Annotated in this window: 20 protein-coding genes; 5 read left to right on the top strand and 15 right to left on the bottom strand. The window is 34.4% G+C overall.

Features of this window, described 5'->3' with window-relative positions; translation table 11 throughout:
• The first annotated feature begins 41 nt into the window (after positions 1-41).
• Complete coding sequence (gene meaB / locus GJV77_RS07700) at positions 42-1,130, top strand: methylmalonyl Co-A mutase-associated GTPase MeaB (protein WP_155035797.1); 1,089 nt, start codon at positions 42-44, stop codon at positions 1,128-1,130.
• 4 nt (positions 1,131-1,134) lie between these two features.
• On the opposite strand, the gene GJV77_RS07695 is transcribed toward meaB, so the two are convergent.
• From GJV77_RS07695 to GJV77_RS07685, 3 genes are all read right to left on the bottom strand, one after another.
• On the bottom strand, positions 1,135-1,380 hold the full coding sequence (locus GJV77_RS07695) for a hypothetical protein (protein ID WP_155035796.1): 246 nt from the start codon (positions 1,378-1,380) through the stop codon (positions 1,135-1,137).
• A 13-nt stretch (positions 1,381-1,393) separates the two neighbouring features.
• Positions 1,394-2,767: an MATE family efflux transporter gene (locus GJV77_RS07690; RefSeq protein WP_155035795.1), complete on the bottom strand. Its 1,374-nt coding sequence runs from the start codon at positions 2,765-2,767 to the stop codon at positions 1,394-1,396.
• Between the two features lie 106 nt (positions 2,768-2,873).
• Complete coding sequence (locus tag GJV77_RS07685; RefSeq protein ID WP_155035828.1) at positions 2,874-3,749, bottom strand: PPK2 family polyphosphate kinase; 876 nt, start codon at positions 3,747-3,749, stop codon at positions 2,874-2,876.
• A 72-nt stretch (positions 3,750-3,821) separates the two neighbouring features.
• Here GJV77_RS07685 and GJV77_RS07680 point away from each other — a divergent pair, with 72 nt between their 5' ends.
• Positions 3,822-4,661, top strand: a complete 840-nt coding sequence (locus tag GJV77_RS07680; RefSeq protein WP_155035794.1) for a DUF6929 family protein — start codon at positions 3,822-3,824, stop codon at positions 4,659-4,661.
• Between the two features lie 56 nt (positions 4,662-4,717).
• Here the strand turns inward: GJV77_RS07680 and GJV77_RS07675 are convergent, their stop codons facing one another.
• The 6 genes from GJV77_RS07675 to nhaA all read right to left on the bottom strand — a co-directional run bounded on the left by GJV77_RS07675 (position 4,718) and on the right by nhaA (position 13,371).
• Positions 4,718-5,914, bottom strand: a complete 1,197-nt coding sequence (locus tag GJV77_RS07675; RefSeq protein ID WP_155035793.1) for an ABC transporter permease — start codon at positions 5,912-5,914, stop codon at positions 4,718-4,720.
• Positions 5,907-6,998, bottom strand: coding sequence for an ABC transporter permease (locus tag GJV77_RS07670; RefSeq protein WP_155035792.1), 1,092 nt, complete (start codon positions 6,996-6,998; stop codon positions 5,907-5,909). The genes GJV77_RS07675 and GJV77_RS07670 overlap by 8 nt, the downstream gene beginning before the upstream one ends.
• An 85-nt stretch (positions 6,999-7,083) precedes the next feature.
• Entirely contained in the window at positions 7,084-8,070 is a 987-nt protein-coding gene (locus GJV77_RS07665; RefSeq protein ID WP_155035791.1) for an HlyD family secretion protein, read from the bottom strand.
• A 14-nt stretch (positions 8,071-8,084) separates the two neighbouring features.
• Positions 8,085-9,476: a TolC family protein gene (locus GJV77_RS07660; protein WP_155035790.1), complete on the bottom strand. Its 1,392-nt coding sequence runs from the start codon at positions 9,474-9,476 to the stop codon at positions 8,085-8,087.
• A gap of 387 nt (positions 9,477-9,863) precedes the next feature.
• Positions 9,864-11,495: an ABC-F family ATP-binding cassette domain-containing protein gene (locus GJV77_RS07655; RefSeq protein ID WP_155035789.1), complete on the bottom strand. Its 1,632-nt coding sequence runs from the start codon at positions 11,493-11,495 to the stop codon at positions 9,864-9,866.
• Positions 11,496-12,015: 520 nt separating this feature from the next.
• The gene (nhaA, locus tag GJV77_RS07650) at positions 12,016-13,371 is read right to left on the bottom strand and encodes a Na+/H+ antiporter NhaA (RefSeq protein WP_155035788.1); all 1,356 of its coding nucleotides are present in this window, start codon (positions 13,369-13,371) and stop codon (positions 12,016-12,018) included.
• A gap of 322 nt (positions 13,372-13,693) precedes the next feature.
• On the opposite strand from nhaA, the gene lipA reads away from it, so the two are divergent.
• Together lipA and gap are read left to right on the top strand one after the other, a co-directional pair.
• Positions 13,694-14,566, top strand: a complete 873-nt coding sequence (lipA, locus tag GJV77_RS07645; protein ID WP_155035787.1) for a lipoyl synthase — start codon at positions 13,694-13,696, stop codon at positions 14,564-14,566.
• Between the two features lie 49 nt (positions 14,567-14,615).
• On the top strand, positions 14,616-15,623 hold the full coding sequence (gene gap, locus GJV77_RS07640) for a type I glyceraldehyde-3-phosphate dehydrogenase (RefSeq protein WP_155035786.1): 1,008 nt from the start codon (positions 14,616-14,618) through the stop codon (positions 15,621-15,623).
• 63 nt (positions 15,624-15,686) lie between these two features.
• Here the strand turns inward: gap and GJV77_RS07635 are convergent, their stop codons facing one another.
• The 6 genes from GJV77_RS07635 to nusB all read right to left on the bottom strand — a co-directional run bounded on the left by GJV77_RS07635 (position 15,687) and on the right by nusB (position 19,127).
• Positions 15,687-16,064 (bottom strand): DUF1801 domain-containing protein, encoded by a 378-nt coding sequence (locus tag GJV77_RS07635; protein ID WP_155035785.1) that lies wholly within the window; start codon positions 16,062-16,064, stop codon positions 15,687-15,689.
• 2 nt (positions 16,065-16,066) lie between these two features.
• Positions 16,067-16,525: a GyrI-like domain-containing protein gene (locus tag GJV77_RS07630; protein ID WP_155035784.1), complete on the bottom strand. Its 459-nt coding sequence runs from the start codon at positions 16,523-16,525 to the stop codon at positions 16,067-16,069.
• An 83-nt stretch (positions 16,526-16,608) separates the two neighbouring features.
• A complete protein-coding gene (locus GJV77_RS07625) occupies positions 16,609-17,322 on the bottom strand; it encodes a helix-turn-helix transcriptional regulator (RefSeq protein WP_155035783.1) in 714 nt (237 codons plus the stop codon).
• Between the two features lie 98 nt (positions 17,323-17,420).
• Positions 17,421-17,696: a preprotein translocase subunit YajC gene (yajC, locus tag GJV77_RS07620; RefSeq protein ID WP_155035782.1), complete on the bottom strand. Its 276-nt coding sequence runs from the start codon at positions 17,694-17,696 to the stop codon at positions 17,421-17,423.
• 24 nt (positions 17,697-17,720) lie between these two features.
• Positions 17,721-18,170, bottom strand: coding sequence for a DUF1573 domain-containing protein (locus tag GJV77_RS07615; protein ID WP_155035781.1), 450 nt, complete (start codon positions 18,168-18,170; stop codon positions 17,721-17,723).
• Between the two features lie 15 nt (positions 18,171-18,185).
• Positions 18,186-19,127, bottom strand: a complete 942-nt coding sequence (gene nusB, locus GJV77_RS07610; RefSeq protein ID WP_155035780.1) for a transcription antitermination factor NusB — start codon at positions 19,125-19,127, stop codon at positions 18,186-18,188.
• Positions 19,128-19,441: 314 nt separating this feature from the next.
• Here nusB and GJV77_RS07605 point away from each other — a divergent pair, with 314 nt between their 5' ends.
• The gene (locus tag GJV77_RS07605; protein ID WP_155035779.1) at positions 19,442-21,193 is read left to right on the top strand and encodes an ABC transporter ATP-binding protein; all 1,752 of its coding nucleotides are present in this window, start codon (positions 19,442-19,444) and stop codon (positions 21,191-21,193) included.
• Positions 21,194-21,197: the final 4 nt, after the last annotated feature.

Raw genomic sequence — 21,197 nt, 5'->3', positions numbered from 1 at the left:
TATTACATTTACTTTTATCAAACCAAAAATATACCACGTATATGTCTTCTACTCATCATAACCAGTCTGCTTTAAAGGAAAATGAAGGAATAGAACAACCTAAAAGTACAAATGAACTAGCAATAAAAAAACTCCAGGAAAGAAGGAGAAAAAAACTAGACAGTCAAGAGCTAATTAAAAAAATCATTGCACAAGACAAGGTTGCTTTAAGTCAAGCGATTACCCTCGTTGAAAGTTTAAATGTACAGCATCACAAACAAGCTGAAGAAATAATCCAAGGTTGTCTTCCCTATGCTAACAATTCTATTCGAATAGGTATAACTGGCGTACCAGGCGTAGGTAAAAGTACATTCATTGAGTCATTTGGAAAACTACTTACCTCGCTAGGAAAAAAAGTAGCAGTTCTTGCTATAGACCCTAGTAGTAGTGTTACAGGTGGTAGTATACTTGGTGATAAAACAAGAATGGAAGAGCTCGTTAAAGACGAGAATGCCTATATTAGACCTTCTGCTTCAGGTGATAGCTTAGGAGGTGTGGCACGAAAAACTAGAGAGAGTATAATCTTATGCGAAGCATGTGGATTTGATACTATTTTAGTAGAAACTGTCGGTGTAGGACAGAGTGAAACAGCTGTACATAGTATGGTTGACTTCTTTTTACTACTTAATTTAGCAGGTGCAGGTGATGAATTGCAGGGAATTAAGAGAGGTATTATGGAAATGGCTGACGCAGTAGTTATCAATAAAGCTGATGGACAAAATCAAAAAAAGGCCCAGCAAGCTAAGTTAGAGTACAACCGTGCTCTCCATTTATTCCCTAAAAAAACTTCTGATTGGACACCTAAGGTTACTACATGTAGCGCACTACATCATACAGGAATTAAAGAAATCTGGGAGTTAATCATAAACTATATCGCGCTTACCACAGAAAACCAATATTTTTATGCAAGAAGGAAAGAGCAAAATCAATACTGGTTAATGGAAACTATTAACGAAAACATTCTAATGCGATTCTACAATAACCCTACAATAAAACTACTTATAACAACAAATAAAAAAGCAGTGCAAAACAATGAATTATCACCGTTTGCAGCTGCTCAATTAATCTTAAAGACATATTTTAAAGAATGAGGTATTAGTCTTCTAAATCCTCATCTTCTACATATCTCTCCATCTCACGCTCGTAAAACTTTCCTGCTAGCTCTACTAAAACTTCCATCTCAGCTTCTACTTCATTCTCATCTGCTTCCTCAATTGACTCTAAAAACTCAATTTCATCATTGCTTAAATTAATAATAAATCGAGGATACTCTAAGTGAATAATGAAGATATCATCTGGATTATCTGTATTATCTGCTAAAACAAACTTTGGCAATTCCATATAAATAATTGTATTAATTGTTATTAATTAATCTATTTGATAAAATATGAAAGCGAAAATACAACAAAGCTGCTGCCATTGTTAATCCCGCTAATAATCCTATCCATATCCCTGGTGCTCCTACTTCAGTATATAAACTTAAATAAATAGAAACAGGGAATCCTACAATCCAATAGGATACAAAGGTAATAATCATCGGCACATTTACATCTTGTAACCCACGTAATGCACCTAAAGTTACTACTTGTACACAATCAGATATCTGAAAGAATGCACATATCAACAACAGCTGACTTGCTACTTGAATTACCTCATCATTGACCACCTTGTTTACCACGTCCTGACTATCTAAAAATAGCATAGGTATATATCCCTTAAATAAAATAAAAAACAAGGCAAAGCCTATATAAATAATTATAGCCATCAACATAATTGAACGAGCAACAACCTTTAGCTTTATATAATCTTTTAATCCTCTCTGATTTCCAACGCGTATCATTGCCGCTACACTTAATCCACTAGCAAACATAAATGTCATCGATGACATGCTTAAAGCTATTTGATTTGCAGCTTGTGCTACTGTCCCTATCATTCCTGATAACCATACTGCTCCGACAAACAAAGCTACTTCAAAAAAACTCATTAGCCCAGAAGGAATTCCAATCTTCGTTATTTTAGACAACATTTCCTGCTTTACTTCTGAGAAACTAATCCCTACTAAAAAAGGTTTAAACATCTCTTGTTTTCGCAAGGAAAAGTGCATATACACAATCATTACCAAACGCGAAATTAGTGTTCCATATGCTGCTCCCAACATCCCCATCTCTGGAAAAATCCATATGCCATATATTAATAAATAATTCAATAACACATTCGTTACATTCGATATTACTGTCGCATACATTGCGTTTTTTGTCTGTGACTTACCATCGGCAAATTGCTTATAAGCTTGATACATAATCATTGGTATCAATGACAACGCAACAATATCTAAAAACGGTTTTGCTAATACAGTAACCTCTTCTGGTTGCCCCATATGAACAAGTAATGGCTTTGCTAATGAGATTAAAGCAAATAATATTACTCCTAATGTTGTACATAAAAATAACCCATTTACAAAAACCGAACGCCCTACAGGAGTATTATTTTCTGCATCACTATGTGCTACTAATGGAGTCAACGCAGTAGAAAAACCAACACCTAAAGATATCGCTATAAAAACAAAACTATTGGCCAAAGAAGCTGCTGCTAATTCAGTTGCTCCAATTTTACCTACCATTATGTTATCAATCACACCGACAATAGTGTGACCTAACATTGCTAAAATAATTGGATAAGCTAACTTGATATTATACCTAAACTCATTAAAATATATAGACAGATTCATTTCTTAAAAAAATTTCTGCAAATATAATGAGTTGCTTACAAACATGCGCCCTTACAAAAATTATTAGACTATAAAGTTTTCCAAATACTTTTAAAGTTCCCCCTCTCTACTCTTCATTTAAAAGCTGGTCTTTGTATAAAACCAAGTCTTCTTTCAACGTATCAGATAACTCTGGTACCACAATATCAGTATAAGTACTCATCACCTCGTCTAATATACTTGCCAAAATAAAACGACAAACATCTTTATCATCTGCTGGTATTACATACCACGGCGCTTCATCTGTAGATGTTTTTTCTATTGCTATTTGATAGTAACGCTGATATTCCTCCCAAAACTCTCTTTCTTTTACGTCTGCTGGCTCAAACTTCCAATTGTGTTTATCTTTATTCAAACGGCGTAATATTCTACTCTTTTGCTCATCTTTACTCATGTGTAAGAAAAATTTAAACACAATCACTCCATTATTACTAATGTGCTTTTCAAAGTTCTGTATCTCTTCATAACGCTTGTCCCAAAACATTTCATCAATATCAGTAATTACTTCTATTCCTGGAATACGCTCATTTAAAACTATTTCTGGGTGTACTCGAGAAACCAGTACATTTTCATAATGACTGCGATTAAATACTGTATACTTCCCCTTCTCAGGTAAAGTAACAAAATGCCTCCATAAGTAATCATGTCTAAGCTCATAAGAAGTTGGACGCTTAAAACTTTGCACATCAACACCTCTAGCATTAAACGACTTGAATACTTCGCGAATCAAACTATCCTTTCCTGCCGCATCCATTCCTTGTAAGCAAATCAAAACACTATAACGATTATGTGCATACATAATATCTTGTAATTTTCCCAACTTACGACTGACCTCATCTAGCTTTCTCACTGCTTTCTTCGGTTTCATATCAAAATCTGGCTTTGTTGAACATCCTGATAATTCAAAACCTTCTTTCGCTATATACTTCTTTGCAAAACTCATATTTATCCATTTAGACATAAAAAATAACATATTTTAATTAGATTTGAAACATAATCTTTCTAATTATTACCAATGAAGCAATTCACTCTCGAACTACTCTTTCATTTATTTGGTATCAGTGCCGCATCAGGCTTGGTTTACAACGAGGATCAAATTCATGTCATCACTGACGATAGTTCTTACTTCTATCACCATGATTTGACCAATAATCTATTTACAAAAACTCCTTTAACAACCTATGATTATGGCCAAGAACTAATCGCTAAAAGTGAAAAACCAGACTATGAAGCCATCACTTATTCTGATGAGTTCTATTATATTTTTGGTTCTGGTTCTACCGATAAGCGAATTAACTTAGTAGAAGTACATCGGCTAACAAATGAAGTAAGCAACATAAAAGAACTTGATATCCTCTATGAATCAATGAAGAGTTTTGCTAATATTAATAATGATAACTTTAATATTGAAGGTGTCATTTATAATGATGACACTTGGTATTTCTTCAATAGAGGTAATGGTGATCTACACCAAAATGGTATTTTTATCGTAACAGGAGAAAGTATTATTGACAATTTTAAAATCACTTATTTCCCTATTAAACTACCTAAAATCAATAAAGTACAAAGTTCTTTTACGGATGCTGTTAAAGTTGATAACTATATATACTTTCTAGCTGCTGCAGAAGATGAACAATCCAATTATAAAGATGGAGAGATTAAAGGAAGTCTAATCGGACGGATCAATCCCCAAAAAATGAAAGTGGAAAAAACAAAAGTAATTAGTGATACTCATAAATTTGAAGGAATTACGCTATACAAGAACAATGAAAGTGAAATACAGTTTTTACTTTGTGAAGACCCAGATAATCCTATTGGACAAACAGGAATTTATCAGCTAACAATAAAGAAATAAATAGTAAAGGGCAGATGTATTTATCTGCCCTTTACTATTTATCGATAACATTCATTTTATTCTTCTACCTTTTCCTTTACACGTATAAAGCGTCTATTCGTCCATAGTGCTAAGACAAAATAAAACAAGCAAATTCCCCACATTTGGATATAAATGTCTTTTATTTCATATAATGAAGCTCCAAATTGAGACAATGCCAGATACCCTTGTGATCCTAAAGTTGTTGGAATAAACACAGACGCTTTTTGCAACCACAATGGAAATGCTTGCATAGGCCAAGAAGCCCCTGAAAGCAATAATGTCGGTATCGAAAATATTGTCACAACCATTAATGCCTCTTCTCTCTTGCGAAAGAAGTTAATAGCTGTCATTCCTAAAAAAGTAACAGATAATATAAAGGGAGTTAAAAAAACTACAATCTCAAACATATCACCTCGCATCGGAAAGTTGTATGCACGATTAACAACCAAAGTGGCAATAACTAAAAGTAACATTGAAAACACTAAATATGCTAAACTTCTTCCTATTGTTGAAAAGAAGATACCAAAGCGTTTATTAGCATATGCAAAAGTACGTGCAAATAAACCACCTTCCCTTAATGTTCCTCCAATTACTCCCATTGCCGAAATCTGAAGTGTCTGTAGAGCAATCAAAAATACTACGGGCAACAAGAATGTTCCGTATCCCGAATTAATATTATACAAAGGTACGGCCACAGGATTAAAAGGTCGTCTATTCTCAACAGCCTGCTTCATATTAGTACCAGTAGCCATCATCTTATTAACTTCAATCTGTGCATTCATCGTTCCTACTGTTTTCATCACTGCTCCCAATGTTTGCTTATAATACAACATATAAGAAGCATCGGCATAAGCTACTACTTTGGGAGAAATCCCTTTTTGAATGTCTCTTCCAAATCCTTTCGGTATTAAGATAATACCATGTACTTTCTCCTCCCTGTACAATTCTTTCGCCAATTCATAACTTTGTGTTCGATAGTCCACATTTAACTGAGGGGTTCCATCTAACATGCGCCCTACTTGTTGACTCAACTTCGATTGATCTTGATCAACAACTGCTACAGACAAGTTCTCTATTACCTCATGTGAATAAACATAAGAATAAAAGAAAAACACAAATAATACTGAGAATATATATGAGGTTATCACAGCCGTATCAGAAAAGATCAACTTTACTTCCTGTCTTAATCCTTCATAGATCAGTGCTAATCCTTCAATTAATGATTTAAACATTATAACCTCCTTTCTTTAATCTGCGATAATATAAAGGTATTGATAACAATCCTAACAACAGGAAAATTACAAATACCAACATATAAGCTGACTGCATAGCGTTAAATGAGATTCCTCGCACTGCATAATTAATTACAAATCTTAAATAAGAATGGAAAGGAAAAATATAATTTAACCCCTGAACAAAACCACTCATCCCTTCTGGCGGAAATGTATATCCTGCAAAAGAGAAAGCTAGTGCTGTATATCCTCCTCCAATTGTCATCGCTGTACGTAAACTCGTTACTATTGAAGTAATAAAAATGGCAATTGCTTGACAAACCACAATAAAGCTTAAGGTAATCATATTAACCATGAAAAAACTAGCATTAAGTGGTGCCTCTACTTTATAGAAAATAATACTATTCATAAAATACCCTACAATGAAAAACACAATAGTATAAGGTAGTATCTTCCCGAAAACTATGGCAACAATATTGTTATCAGTCTGCTTAAGTAATTCTCTCCCCTTATTGTACTTTAATGTATTCCCTAAAGCGTAAATCGTAACAATCATCACGATTATTTGAAAAGCCATTGGTAAAAAACCTAAATTCAAATAAGCTCCATAATTCAGATAAGGATTAAACAAGGTATGATTTTCATTGCCTATTGCCATTACATTCCCCATTGCTTGCTCAGGCATATTACCGCTTTTCTTTAATACTTCTATTTTCGCTCCTGCGGAAAACGAGCCTGCTACCAATTGAAAATCGCGTTGAATTAATCCTGCAGGCAACAAATATTGACCGTTGTAATAACATGTAATATTAGGTGCTAATCCTTTTTGTGCATGTTTTTGAAAATCACGTGGAATAATTATTAATGCATACGATTTATTTGTTCGTATCGTCTGTTGTCCTTCCCACTCATCAGCCACCTCATAAGCTATCTCCATTGTAGCATTAGCATCGACCATTCTAGCAAACTGACGAGACAAACTTGACTTATCTAAATCCAACAAAGTGATTGGCAGGTTTCTAGCTACGCCTTCTGAAAGCAAATTGGAATACATAAAGAAAAGGAACACAGGTACTCCTAACATCAATAACAATAAACGTATTGACGTGAATATACATATGCACTCTTCTTTAAATATTGATATAAAACCTTTTTTCACCTTGCTCTAATTAATTCAAACTACTCTCTACAACCAAAGCACTCATTCCTGGACGCAATCCTTCTACCTTTTTCACAGGATACGCCTTAATCAAGAAAGTCTTCATATCAAAATCTCCTTTTGCTTTTGTTGCACTCCACGTAGCATAATCTGCCTGCGCAGCAATATACTTCACTTCTAATTCTACTTCTTCACCTCCTAATGCAGGAAACGAAGCTGTGATTTTTGTGCCGATTTTGAAATAAGGCATCAAGTCTTCTTTTATATTGAAATATACCCAAACGTCAGATAAATCTACCAAATTAACCACTGGATAACCCGCATTAACTATCTCCCCTTTATTCGGCATAATTGTAAGTATCTCTCCAGATTGAGGTGCTTTTAATTCTCCTTCTGCTTTTAGTATTTTCACTTCATCAACTACAGCCATCGCTTGATGTACTTTAGCCATTGCAGCTTGCTTATCTTCTACACGTGCACCCTTTTGTGCCATTTTATATTGTGAGTGTGCCGCTTTTTCTACTTCTTGAGCAGCTCTATATTTTGTATAGGCTTCATCTTTCTTCTGAGCAGGCAACACCTTTTCATTGTATAAATTCTCGACTCTCGCATAAGTTGTAGCCGCAAAATCTGCCCCTGCTTTCGCTTGTTGCCACATATTATACGCAGCTTGTATTTCTTCTTCTCTGGCTCCTTTTTTTGCTTTATTATCGATGGCTTGGGCTGCTTGTTGTACAGATTCTGCTTGCGCTAACTTAGCATCTATTTCAGGCGTACTGATTTGCAACAACACTTGACCTTCTTTTACCTTATCTCCTTCTTTTACATAAATCGCATCAATACGTCCCGGAATTTTAGAGGCTACATTTATTTGAGTCGCTTCTACTTGTCCCTGAATATACGACGGTTGTTCACCTGCCATATACCATATTGAAATCATAAATATAAATATGACTACAACTACCCCTATAAGTGCACTAACTGCTTTATTTTTCATCTTTTATCCTAGTATTATTTTGCGTATTTTATAAACTCTTTACTTAATCCCGAATATTCCAATAAGGACGCCACATTTACAGCATAATTATAATATGCCTGTAGCTTCTGTAATTTAATTCCTGACAACTTCATTTCTGCATCTACCACATCAGTCGATGTAGCAAATCCTTCTGTGAAAGCCTTTGAACGTACCCTCAATAATTCTTCGCCTAATTTCACTTGTATTGACAGATTATTGATTTGTTCTTGTTGTTTCTCTATATCTTGATACAGCTTAGTCACTAGCATTTGAATATCGTTTTGAGCCTTTGTTTCAAATAATTCAACACTTTCCTTCGTAGCCTTAGCTGCCTTGATTTCATTTCTATTTCTAAATCCTTCAAATAAAGTATAAGACACTCCTACTCCCACTACCCATACATTGTCGTTGTTATACAACATACCTGCTTTCATCGGATTATTGTGTACTAATATACTTTGACCAAATGCAGCTACCGTTGGATAATATGCCGATTTTTTAGCTTTAACTCCTTGTTCGGCTAATTCCTTTTGTAATACTAACTTTTGCAATAATGGGTAATACCGCAAAGCAGATTCTTTATAGAAACTTAACGCCTCCAAAGCTTCAACGGTAAAAAAATCACTCACTAATTCTTCTGGTACTTCGTCCATTTCTAAGGTATTAGCCAATGCTGTGCGTGCTAACGCAATATCTTTTTGTGCACCATCTAGTTGACGCTTAGCTTCAGATACGGCAACATCAGCGTACAAACGCTCCACAGGTGCAATCATTCCATTCTCCTCTAACTTAGTAGCATCGTGTAAATGATGTTCCATGCCGACTAATACTTCTTTTCTTACCTTAACCGCTTCATCAGCCAACTTTACAGCATAATAGCGTTGAGCTAATTCCGAAATCAATTGATTGTTTTTAGTCTCAAGATCCTTCTCTCCCATCTCCTTCTGCAAACTCTTTGCTTTTACTGCTGCATTTATTTTGCCTCCAGTATACAAAGGCCATGTCACCATAAAACCTCCAACTGCCATATCTCTCTTATTAAAAGAAAAACTCCAATCACCTAGTAATTCAGGATTTGGCAAATGAATAAAATCTCCTATTCCATTGCGCAATCCATTCAAGTCTGCACCTATTGAGCGATCCAAGTACATACCTACTCCAAATGCTTTTACAGTTGGATACCGTAGTCCTTTTGCTGCTTTCCATTCGTATTCATGTATTTCTTCCTGTTTTTCAACCGCCTTTAAAGCACTGTTTTCTTGATGCATAATTTCATATGCCTCCTGAAAACTCATTGTTTGTGCTTGTAGTGCATTTGAAGTAAACATATAAAGAATACCTCCACCTGCCAATGTTAGAATTTTCCCTAAATTCAGTCCTTTCATTACTTGCTATTTGATAGTTAAAATCTCTATATTTTACCGTGATTATTTCATCTTAAATCAAAAACATAGAATTCCGCATAAAATTAAACTATTTTATTCAAAAATAAAGTTATAAATAAGAAAACACTTATTATTCCTTCCTTAAATTTCAGAAAAACAAACCTTACTTATCTCTTACTTTTATAAAGTAGAATAAATTACTTAACGCTCTTACACCCCCTCAAATTACATACCATATTTCATTAAGTAAGTGGGTAAGTACATTCATTGCTTCTCACGTTAGATTCCCCACTTTAAAATCGCTCTTTTTTCTTTCTACAATGAATTCGACATTGAGTATATCACATAAAAAAAGAGATCTATTGATCTCCTTTTTTTTATCTACGATTACTTTTCTATCTCTCTCAGACTCTCCATGCGCTTATTTGCAAGAAAACCTTTAATATCTTCAAAGTGTTCTTTCACTCGTTTATTTCCAAATTCAAAAACCTTCTCTGCTAATCCATCTAAGAAATCACGGTCGTGAGATACTAGAATAACTGTTCCTTCAAACTCGCGTAGTGCTTCCTTGATAATATCTTTCGTCTTCATATCTAAGTGGTTTGTAGGTTCATCGAGAATTAAAACATTATAAGGTTCTAACAACAACTTCACCATAGCTAGTCGAGTCTTCTCCCCTCCTGATAATACTTTTACTTTCTTGTGAATATCATCGCCCGAAAACATAAATGCTCCTAAGATATTTTTGATTTGTGTACGAATATCTCCTTCTGCTATACGATCTACTGTTTCAAAGATTGTTAAATTTTCATCTAATAGAGAGGCCTGGTTTTGTGCAAAATATCCTATCTGAGCATTGTGTCCTATTTCCACATCTCCTTGAAAATCTATCTCTTTCATGATAGCCTTAATCATCGTCGATTTTCCTTCTCCATTCTTTCCTACAAAAGAAACCTTTTGTCCTCTTTCAATAACGACATTCGCATCTTTAAATACTACGTGGTCACCATACGCTTTTGACATATCTTTTACTACAACTGGATATTGTCCAGAGCGAGCTGCTGGTGCAAATTTCAAACGCAACGCTGAGTTGTCAATCTCATCAACTTCTATAAGTTCCAACTTCTCAAGCATTTTCACTCGTGATTGTACCTGTAGTGTTTTTGAGTAGGTTCCTTTAAAACGCTCAATAAACTCCGTCGTTTCAGCAATCATTTTTTGTTGCTCTTCATACGCCTTAAGCTGATGAGCACGTCTATCTTGACGCAATACTAGATAGTCAGAATATTTAGCTTTATAGTCATAGATTTTTCCCATCGTCACTTCTATAGTGCGATTAGTTATATTATCGACAAAAGCACGGTCATGGGAAATTACCATTACTGCTTTCGCTTGATTAATTAAGAAATCTTCTAACCACTCTATACTCTCAATATCCATGTGGTTCGTCGGCTCATCTAACAAGATTAAATCTGGTTTCTGCAAAAGAATTTTAGCTAACTCTATACGCATTCTCCACCCCCCACTGAACTCAGATGTAGGACGATTAAAATCTTCTCTAAGAAAACCTAATCCTTTTAATATTTTTTCTACCTCTGCTTCATAATTTACTTCTTCGATAGAATAGAATTTTTCACTTAATTCAGATACACGTTCGATTAACTTCATATACGCATCACTTTCGTAATCTGTACGGACAGTCAATTCTTCATTAATGTCATCAATTTCCTTCTTCATTTGAAAGATCTGAGCATAAGCTTTAGATGCTTCCTCCATTACTGTACAATTATCTTCTGTCAGTAAGTGCTGTGGCAAATAAGCAATCACTGCATCTTTGGGTGCAGAAATATTACCTGTAGATGGTTTATTTACTCCGGCTACTATTTTTAATAGCGTAGATTTTCCCGCTCCGTTCTTTCCCATAAGAGCGATTTTGTCATTTTCATTAATCGAAAAGTTGACTCCACTAAATAAAGTAGTACCGCCAAACTGAACCGAAATATCATTTACTGTGATCATATAACTGTATGTATCTATGTTTTGAATTAAGTTGCAAATATACTATTTGTTAGAGATCATAAAACATGTTTCTAACAATTATACCAAATGAAATTACTCATAACAAGAGCTTTTCATATCTCCACATTTTAATAGCAAAAAACGAATTCTCCTCTCCATTTTCACCGTATTTACCTTTACCTATTCACCTTGATAATTAGAAATTATCAAATAATTCTTCACTTCCTTTTTAGATAAAAACTTTCAACCAAAATTTTTTCTAGGTGTTTTCACCTATTCCTAATGATAACCTAATAATAGGAAAGTCATAGGGAGGTGATCAGGATATTTATACCTTTAATATCCCGACCATATCCCGACCACCTCCTAATCATATCCCGATCATTCGGAAAAAGAGATGTCCCCAAAAGGCATTCAAAACATTTAACCATTCAATAAAGCTAAGTCCGCCACCATATAAAAACGAACAAGAGCCTTGTGATTTCTCACAAGGCTCTTACATATATCTTAAAAACCTATTCTACTCCTCTTCTGAAATTGTCGTTTTCTTTCCACACATAAATAGGAGGATATAACCGATGACACCACCAAGTCCTGAAGCAATTAAAATACCTAGCTTGGCTTGATCTGGAAAGTCTGGGTGTACATTGATATCAAACGCTAACTCAGTAACAAACAATGACATTGTAAATCCGATAGCGGCTAAAAACCCTAATCCCAATAAATTCAAATACGTCATTCCTTTAGGCATAGGAACTAGTTTTAACTTAATCAATAGTCCTGTTAAACCAGCAACACCTATGACTTTCCCTAATAAAAGTCCGAAAGCTACTCCAAGAGTCACTGCACTCAATCCGCCCTCTCCTAAATGGATTGGAATTGCTGCATTGGCTAAAGCAAATACAGGCATAACAAAGAATGAAACAAAGTTATGCATACTATGTTCTAAGCGTATGGCTGGCGGCAAACTATCCTTAGTTAAGGACTTCATATCCATCACACACTCCATTTGCTCACCCGTAAGATCAGGAATGCTATTATCTGGGTCAATGCTGCGGAAACGCTCGCGAAGTTTACTCATCTTTGCTACAAAATAAGACTCTTGAACACGGGCAGTAGACGGGATAGCAAATGCAGCTAATACAGCAGCAATTGTTGCGTGTACACCAGATAATAAAAAGGCTAACCAAATACCTACAATACCGATAATGGCATAATAAATCATATTTCGGATACCTAATAAATTACTCAAAATAAGTAAACCGAAAAATCCAAGACCAATCCCTAAGTTAACCAAAGATAAGTCACTTGTATAAAAAATAGCAATTACTAAAACAGCACCCAAGTCATCTGCAATAGCTAAAGCTGTCAAAAACACTTTAAGTGAAGTAGGAACGCGATCACCTAGCAAAAATAAAACCCCTAAAGCAAAGGCAATATCGGTAGCCATCGGTATTCCCCAACCATGTGCTGCATCCGTTCCACCATTAAAAATTAAATAAATTGAAGCAGGTACAATCATACCTCCTATAGCTGCAATGATTGGCAACATTGCTTTTTTAGGAGAAGACAATTCACCTGTAGTCAATTCTCTTTTTAATTCTAATCCTACCACAAAGAAAAAGATAGCCATTAAACCATCATTAACCCAATGTTTCAAAGAGTGATTTAAGGTCATATCATTTAACGTAAAACCAATATGGTTATCATCCCAAAAGCCCATATAAGCTTCTGCCCATTGTGAATTAGCCATAAAAATAGCAAAAACAGCAGCGACAAAGAGAACAATACCACCTGAGGTAGATTTACTCATAAATCGATTGACTGGTTTAGTTATCCATTTATCTGCAGGAGATAATTTAATATTGTTTTCCATTGTTTAAAAATTTGTTAGCGAAGATACCTTTTCTATCACTTTCTGACAAATTAACACGTTTATTTTTCCGTTAAATCATAAAAAATATAAAATAAAAAAGTAACTATACCTCCCGATTATTTACTAATCAAATAGTTAAAATACTCCACAAAAAAATCGGTTTTTATGCAATCCACCCTATGATTACTATCGACACCTCCCTACAAAAACACCCTGAATGAGGTAATCCTACATCTGACAGGGTAGGATTAACAAATCAAAGCTAAAAGTGTTTATTTTAACCAATAGAATAAGTATATTTGTGGTTTGAAAGATCAAAAATATGGATACAATCTTAGACTCAAATATACAGCCGAAAGGCAAACCAAAATGGCTACGTGTAAAGCTTCCTACGGGGAAAAAATATACGGAGCTAAGAGGATTAGTAGATAAGTATAAACTACACACAATATGTACTTCTGGTAGTTGTCCAAATATGGGAGAATGCTGGGGAGAGGGAACCGCAACGTTTATGATATTAGGTAATGTCTGTACGCGTTCATGTGGGTTCTGTGGTGTAAAAACGGGACGTCCTGAAACAGTAGATTGGGACGAACCAGAAAAAGTAGCACGATCTATTAAGTTGATGAAAATCAAACACGCCGTAATCACGAGTGTAGATAGAGATGATTTAAAAGACGGAGGATCTATTATTTGGGCGGAGACAGTTGATGCAGTTCGTCGTATCAGTCCAGGGACTACTATGGAAACGCTTATTCCCGATTTTCAAGGAATGGAAAATAACATCGACCGAATTATCGAAGTTGCTCCTGAAATCGTTTCTCACAACATGGAAACAGTACGCCGTCTAACCAGAGAAGTTCGTATTCAAGCTAAATACGATCGCAGTCTAGAAGTATTAAAATACTTAAAAGATCAAGGGATAAACAGAACAAAATCAGGTATCATGTTAGGTTTAGGAGAAACTGAAGAGGAAGTAATCCAAACAATGCATGATTTAAGAGGAGTAAATTTAGATGTACTAACGGTTGGTCAATATTTACAACCAAGTAAAAAACACTTACCTGTAAAAGAATTTATCACACCAGAACAATTCAAAAAATACGAAGAAATAGGGTTAGACTTAGGTTTCAGACACGTAGAGAGCGGTGCATTAGTACGCTCGTCATACAGAGCTCAAAAACACCTTTTATAAAATACACAAGGTCGCGTTTTCCGCGACCTTCTTCTTTTTTCTGCATTTTATGAGTAAAATAAAAATAGCGATTAATGGGTTTGGCCGTATTGGTCGAAACCTTTTTAAACTTCTTTTGGATCACCCAAATATTGAAGTTGTAGCCATTAATGATTTAGCAGATGCTAAAACAATGGCTCACTTATTAAAATACGATAGTATTCATGGTATCTTAAATAAAGAAGTTTCACACGATGAACATCACATCATCGTCGATAAAAAACGAATCCCATTCTTCAGAGAATCTGAAATTAATAACCTAAACTGGGGAACTCTATCAATTGACTATGTCATAGAAGCAACTGGTCGTAGAAAAACATACGAATCACTTGAACTACACCTTACACAAGGTGCTAAACGCGTAATACTATCAGTACCTCCTGAAGATAACAAAATAAAGACTATAGTACTTGGAGTAAATCACGATATACTTACTGGAGAAGAACTCATCGTTTCGAATGCTAGTTGTACGACAAACAATGCAGCTCCAATGGTTAAAGTCATTAAAGAGCTATGTGGTATGGAACAAGCCTATATCACGACAGTACACTCGTATACAACCGATCAAAGCCTACACGATCAACCACACAAAGATTTGAGAAGAGCTAGAGGGGCCGCACAGTCAATTGTTCCGACAACTACTGGTGCAGCAAAGGCACTAACTAAAATCTTTCCAGAATACGAAGGAAAAATTGGTGGTGGTGGGATTCGCGTACCTGTACCCGACGGGTCACTGACTGATATTACGTGCTACGTCAAAAGAGAAGTTAGCATAGAAGAGATCAATCAAGCCTTCAAGACAGCTTCCGAAACATCGCTAAAGGGAATACTTGACTACACAACAGACCCTATTGTATCTGTCGATATTTTAGGCAATACCCATTCATGTCTATTTGATGCTCAATTAACTTCTGTTCTCGATAAAATGGTTAAAGTCGTTGGTTGGTATGACAATGAAATTGGCTATTCCTCACGATTAATAGACCTTATAAGCTATATTGATTCAATTAAAAAGTAAATAAGCAAAAGCCGCTTTTATCTTTGAGAATTAAATTTCAAGGAAGAAAAACGGCTTTTACTTTTATTTTGTACTGACAATTCCATTCCAATAAAGAGCTAGTGCTTCTTGTATAATCTCCTCAACTATTACTACAGCAATATCTTCCTCTAAGGCTACAGGGTAAGATTTCATTCGGGTTCTATTTCCAGTCTCCAAAAGAGGATTAGTTAAGCGATTACCTTCTACCAATAATAAATAAGGATTTTTGCTTTTTTTATCAATAGCCAAAAAACAAAACATCCGATTTCTATACATAAAACAAGGCCCCCCCCATTTGGTTGTCTCCCATACTTGCTTGTCTTGTTTTAAGATTAATTTCCTGAGTGATAATAAACAGCCTCGCAAGGGTTCTTCCTTTTTTAAATAATAATTATCTAATTCACTTATTGTCTTTTCCATCACTAATCAACGGCAATATAAATTTCAACTGTAGAATCAGTTGGATCAATTGCTTTCTCACCGTACACTTCGAAGTCATGTGTAAACGTGCGGGGTAGCTCAGTGTTCCAGATCTCATACCATTTATTAATCACTAAGTCTTTACTAATATCACCTGTCGCAGTGAACTTAACATACTCACAAGCAGGAATAAACTTACCGACCATTCCATCAGGTACTTCATCTAAATTAATCACTTTACAACCTAACAAAGTTGTATAAGGCATGGTATGATCGCCCTCATAGTCCGTGTACATACATAAGACCTCATCACTAACTTTATTAGGGATCTCAGTCACTAAATTATCTTGCATAAAGCGTCGCCATAACTGAGGAATATCACAAGCTGCTTGATTGTTCACATTAGATGTTCGTACAGTTAGACCAATAATATAAAACGAAGGTAGTTTAGTTTTGTTCATAATCTTAATTTATTTGTTCTACACAAAAATAAAGAGTAATTATGTCAACAGTATGTCAGGGGTAAAAAATAAAAGACAAAGTTTTATTGATTACAATCTTCCGTCTGTTGACGACAGATTTCCATATATTGCTGTAAAGTCATATCATGAGGCTCAAAAACATTTGGAGTACAGCTTAAACTTTGTATTCTATCAAGTCGAAAAGCTCTAAATGCAAACCTAAGCTGACAATAAGCAATTAATATCCAATTATTTTGTGTTGTATACAAAGCAAAAGGTTCTATACACCGAATAGTAGAACTATGCTCTAAAGAAAAATAACTAATATTAACCACTCGATAATTAACAATAGCAGATTGCAATTGCATCAATAAAGAACTCGATTCTCCTTGTATAACAGAAGACCTAACCTGTATGCGATTAGCCAATAATTCAATTTTCTCTTTTTGACTATGTTTAAATGTAGCTTTCACTTTTTCTATAGCGCTTGAGTACTGAGCGACTAAAGATAAATCGCTATTCTGAAGAATAAGTTGTTCGACCGTAATTAACGCATTCACTTCTTCTTGAGTAAAAGACACTGGAGGCAAAGTGTAGCCTTCGCTAATTCGATATCCTTTTCCTTCTTCCACGACAATAGGTACACCTGACTGCTCTAGTGTACGAATATCTCTATAAATAGTACGTATGCTCACTCCATGTCGCTCAGATAATGCTGCAGCAGTCACTAATTGTCGAGACTGCAACTGAGTTAATATAGACGATAATCGTACTAATCGTATTTTGGGTTCTGACATGCATTAATTACTTTTGACGATACAAACAAGGTACAAAAAAAAGCCTCTACATATGACTATATGAGAGGCTTCTTTATATTTAAAAAACAATCTACTGATTATTTCTTTTCATTTAATTTCATAGAAAAGTCCATAGAAATAGCTACTTTTTCAATTTGAAGCTTACCTGCCATAGTTTCTAAGATAATTGTAGTTTCTTGGATTTCTCCAATTCTTCCGTGGATACCAGACTTTGTTACTACTCTATCACCTACTTTTAATTCTGCTTCAAAAGCTTTTTCTTGTTTCACCTTTTTCTGTTGAGGTCTAATCATTAAGAAGTAGATAACCGCAAACATTAAGATAATAGGTAAAAAACTTTGTATTCCTTCCATAATTATATTGTTACTGTTTATAAATTATTTTCTAGGAGCTACGTTCGCTTTAATTGTCAATAGCTCATATACATTTTTCGTATTCGTAGTCAACGTAATTGTCTTCTGTTGCTGTCCTTGTGCACTTTGTTGGAAACGCACTTTCAGTTTTGAAGTTTCACCAGGTTTGATTGGTGTCTTTTGATAATCAGGCACTGTACAACCACATGATGCTTCAGCATTAATAATCACAAGATCATCTTCACCTGTATTTGTTAATTCAAACTCTGTAAACACCGCTTCGTTATTCTCTACGTTACCAAAGTCATGTTCTAAGCGATCAAACTTAATTACTGGGTATTTAGTATTTACAATTTGTGACTCAACTTTGTTTGCATTCTCAACATCAATTCTCTTGGTAGCATCTTCTTTGTTTCCACCACAAGAGAAAGCTATAAAAGCTACCGAACAAATCAACAAAAAACGTTTATTCATTTTTCAAATTTTTAATTAAAGTAATCCTTTACCAATTTTGTTTAGTCTACCCTCTTCTGCATACGCTTTAGAGATGTTGTCTAAAACTCCGTTGATAAAAATACTACTTTTTGGCGTAGAATACTCCTTTGCAATCTCTAAATATTCATTAATTGTTACTTTTACAGGAATACTACTAAACTTAAGCATCTCACAGATAGCCATACGCAAGATAATTGTATCAATTTCAGCAATACGATCAGTATCCCAGTTTGGTGTTTTATGTTCAAATTCTTTAAAAAACTCTTGAAAGTTTAAGATTGTCTTTCTATACAAGTTCTTTGCAAAATCAGCATCCTCATCGTCTTTAAACGTTTTTGGCACAAAAACTTGTACATCTCTTTCTTTTAAATTTTTCAGTTGCTTTTGAATTATAGTATTAATTACAGGTAAATCATCTAACCAAGTCAACTTGTAATCTTCAAAGAACGAATAGATTTTTTCGTTTGGAGCAACGATATCAGTAAAGATATCCACAACGAATTGACGATCATCATCAAAGGTTACATTTGATTTCGCCATATAGTGTTGATATACTTCACTCTCTTTAATCTCCTCTAAAAGTAAAGAAATATAGTTATCATAAACTGACCATTGAGTCAATTTCTTTTCTTCTACTTTTGAAGTAATAGATACCGAATTTTCTAATAATAGAAGTACACGGTTCTCAACAAGTCTTTTGTTTGGATTAAGTTCTGCAGATGTAGCTAAATGCTTTTTTTGAGCAAGAGAAATATACTCTTCTTCTTTTTTTCTAATTTCGACTAAGATCGTCATCACTAATAAGTACAAATCTTGTACGTCATTTATACTAGTGTCTAGAAACTTCTCTCCAATTTGAATATTCTCGGAGTTACTTTGTTGCATCATATAAAGAGATTGCATAACCTTTATACGAATGTGTCTTCTGTTTAACATGCTACTTAAGAACTTTTTATAAATTTGATGTTGTTTTTTATATAACTGGGCAAAGGTAATAAATAATACGTCTAATCAAACAATAAAAATCATTTCAATGACAGTTTAACGATTATTTTACTAAATTATTAAACAGATAAAATACGAACTCAATCGGAATAAAGTATCTTTGCTAGCTATTATTTACATACTTACATAATTAAAATGATCTTTAATATATTAGTATGTACATTAAAGATATAGCTTTACAGGTCAAACAAAGTTTAACAAACAGCCCAAGTAAAGCGTATCAACTAACAACAACAAAAAAACTCATGAGCGCACTAAGCCACTTAAACAAATATTTCTATAAATATAAGACACGTTTCACAATAGGTGTTATCATAACGATAATTGCACAAATATTCACGTTATACACCCCTAAACTTGTTGGAGATTCTATCCGTACACTAGAACAATTAAGCACCTTACATAAAGAGACTGTAATATCTTTATTAGGACAAAATATCTTTTGGATTTTAGTTACAACATTGATAGCAGGTTTCTTAACTTTCTTAATGAGGCAAACGCTAATTGTAATGTCTCGTCATATAGAGTTTGACTTAAAAAATGAAGTTTTTAAACACTATGAAATACTAACCCAATCTTTTTACAAGCAAAGCCGTACGGGGGATTTGATGAATCGAATCAGTGAAGATGTAGGGAAAGTTAGACAATATGTAGGTCCTGCTGTGATGTACTCGATTAATACTATTATACGATTTGCAGTCGTACTAACGCAAATGTACCTAATCTCACCTCTACTGACTTTCTACTCACTATTACCATTACCTCTATTAGGATACTTTATATTCAAGTTAAGTAAACAAGTAAATATTCGAAGTTCTGAATTTCAATCAAATTTATCCCAACTTTCATCATTTACACAAGAAATATTTTCTGGTATTCGCGTAATCAAAGCCAATGCAATAGAAAAGGAAAAGCAAGAAGAGTTCAAAACACTTACCCAAGAAAGTAAAGAAAAGAAAATTCGATTAGCACGTATTAGCTCTCTAATAGGTCCTTTAATGATTTTTTTAATTGGGTTAAGTAATTTAGTAGTAATTAGCGTAGGAGCTATCATGTATTTCAAAGGACAAATACCTGATATTGGTATTATAGCGCAATTTATTCTATATATCAACATGCTTACATGGCCAGTAGCATCATTAGGATGGGTTTCTACAATGATACAGGAGGCTGAAGCTTCACAAAAAAGAATTAATGAATTTCTTGATGTCAAACCAGAAATCTACAATACAGTAACAACACACACATCCATCGAAGGAAATATAACCTTCAAAGAAGTAACTTTTACCTACGAAGACACCGGAATCAAGGCATTAAACAATGTTTCTTTCTCAATCAAAAAAGGAGAAACACTTGCTATTCTAGGTAAAACAGGCTCTGGAAAATCAACCATATTAAACTTATTAGCTAGGCTATATGACATCAAAGAAGGTAGTATTCATATAGATAATCAACTAATTAAAATGTGTAATCTCGTTGATCTAAGAAAAGCAATTGCCTTTGTACCACAAGATGCCTTTCTATTTTCTGATACGATAAGTAACAATATACGTTTTGGAAAAGAAGATGCTACACAAGAAGAAATTATTAATGTAGCTAAAAAAGCAGCTGTACATGACAATATCATTACCTTTAACAATGGATATGATACAGTACTAGGAGAAAGAGGTTTAACACTATCGGGGGGGCAAAAACAAAGAGTGTCTATCGCTAGAGCACTGATAAAAGAATCTCCAATCCTTATATTAGATGATTCACTTTCAGCAGTTGATACAGAAACTGAAGAGACTATACTCAAAAACTTAGAAAAACACAGCAAGGATATAACCACAATTATTGTCACACACCGTATTTCTTCAGCGAAAAATGCTGATAAGATAATCGTATTAGATAATGGGACTGTTATAGAAAATGGAACACATGATGAGTTGATCGCTAAAGAAGGCTATTACAATGAGTTATATCTAAAACAACTGTCCGAAAAAGAATTAGCATAAAAAG

The organism is Myroides pelagicus (assembly GCF_009711055.1).
Taxonomy (GTDB): Bacteria; Bacteroidota; Bacteroidia; order Flavobacteriales; family Flavobacteriaceae; genus Flavobacterium; species Flavobacterium pelagicum.
Note: the sequence above shows the minus strand (reverse complement) of the source record. Positions and strands in the feature narration are given on the sequence as shown.

Bases quoted from the DNA above. Each gene is read 5' to 3' on its own strand.
- yajC (WP_155035782.1), bottom strand. From the start codon at position 17,696: ATGGAAGGAATACAAAGTTTTTTACCTATTATCTTAATGTTTGCGGTT.
- meaB (WP_155035797.1), top strand. From the start codon at position 42: ATGTCTTCTACTCATCATAACCAGTCTGCTTTAAAGGAAAATGAAGGA.
- GJV77_RS07660 (WP_155035790.1), bottom strand. From the start codon at position 9,476: ATGAAAGGACTGAATTTAGGGAAAATTCTAACATTGGCAGGTGGAGGT.
- GJV77_RS07670 (WP_155035792.1), bottom strand. From the start codon at position 6,998: ATGTTAGGAGTACCTGTGTTCCTTTTCTTTATGTATTCCAATTTGCTT.
- nhaA (WP_155035788.1), bottom strand. From the start codon at position 13,371: ATGGAAAACAATATTAAATTATCTCCTGCAGATAAATGGATAACTAAA.
- gap (WP_155035786.1), top strand. From the start codon at position 14,616: ATGAGTAAAATAAAAATAGCGATTAATGGGTTTGGCCGTATTGGTCGA.
- GJV77_RS07635 (WP_155035785.1), bottom strand. From the start codon at position 16,064: ATGGAAAAGACAATAAGTGAATTAGATAATTATTATTTAAAAAAGGAA.
- GJV77_RS07655 (WP_155035789.1), bottom strand. From the start codon at position 11,495: ATGATCACAGTAAATGATATTTCGGTTCAGTTTGGCGGTACTACTTTA.
- GJV77_RS07615 (WP_155035781.1), bottom strand. From the start codon at position 18,170: ATGAATAAACGTTTTTTGTTGATTTGTTCGGTAGCTTTTATAGCTTTC.
- GJV77_RS07690 (WP_155035795.1), bottom strand. From the start codon at position 2,767: ATGAATCTGTCTATATATTTTAATGAGTTTAGGTATAATATCAAGTTA.
- GJV77_RS07675 (WP_155035793.1), bottom strand. From the start codon at position 5,914: ATGTTTAAATCATTAATTGAAGGATTAGCACTGATCTATGAAGGATTA.
- GJV77_RS07680 (WP_155035794.1), top strand. From the start codon at position 3,822: ATGAAGCAATTCACTCTCGAACTACTCTTTCATTTATTTGGTATCAGT.
- GJV77_RS07625 (WP_155035783.1), bottom strand. From the start codon at position 17,322: ATGTCAGAACCCAAAATACGATTAGTACGATTATCGTCTATATTAACT.
- GJV77_RS07630 (WP_155035784.1), bottom strand. From the start codon at position 16,525: ATGAACAAAACTAAACTACCTTCGTTTTATATTATTGGTCTAACTGTA.
- GJV77_RS07685 (WP_155035828.1), bottom strand. From the start codon at position 3,749: ATGAGTTTTGCAAAGAAGTATATAGCGAAAGAAGGTTTTGAATTATCA.
- GJV77_RS07695 (WP_155035796.1), bottom strand. From the start codon at position 1,380: ATGGAATTGCCAAAGTTTGTTTTAGCAGATAATACAGATAATCCAGAT.
- lipA (WP_155035787.1), top strand. From the start codon at position 13,694: ATGGATACAATCTTAGACTCAAATATACAGCCGAAAGGCAAACCAAAA.
- GJV77_RS07665 (WP_155035791.1), bottom strand. From the start codon at position 8,070: ATGAAAAATAAAGCAGTTAGTGCACTTATAGGGGTAGTTGTAGTCATA.
- GJV77_RS07605 (WP_155035779.1), top strand. From the start codon at position 19,442: ATGAGCGCACTAAGCCACTTAAACAAATATTTCTATAAATATAAGACA.
- nusB (WP_155035780.1), bottom strand. From the start codon at position 19,127: ATGTTAAACAGAAGACACATTCGTATAAAGGTTATGCAATCTCTTTAT.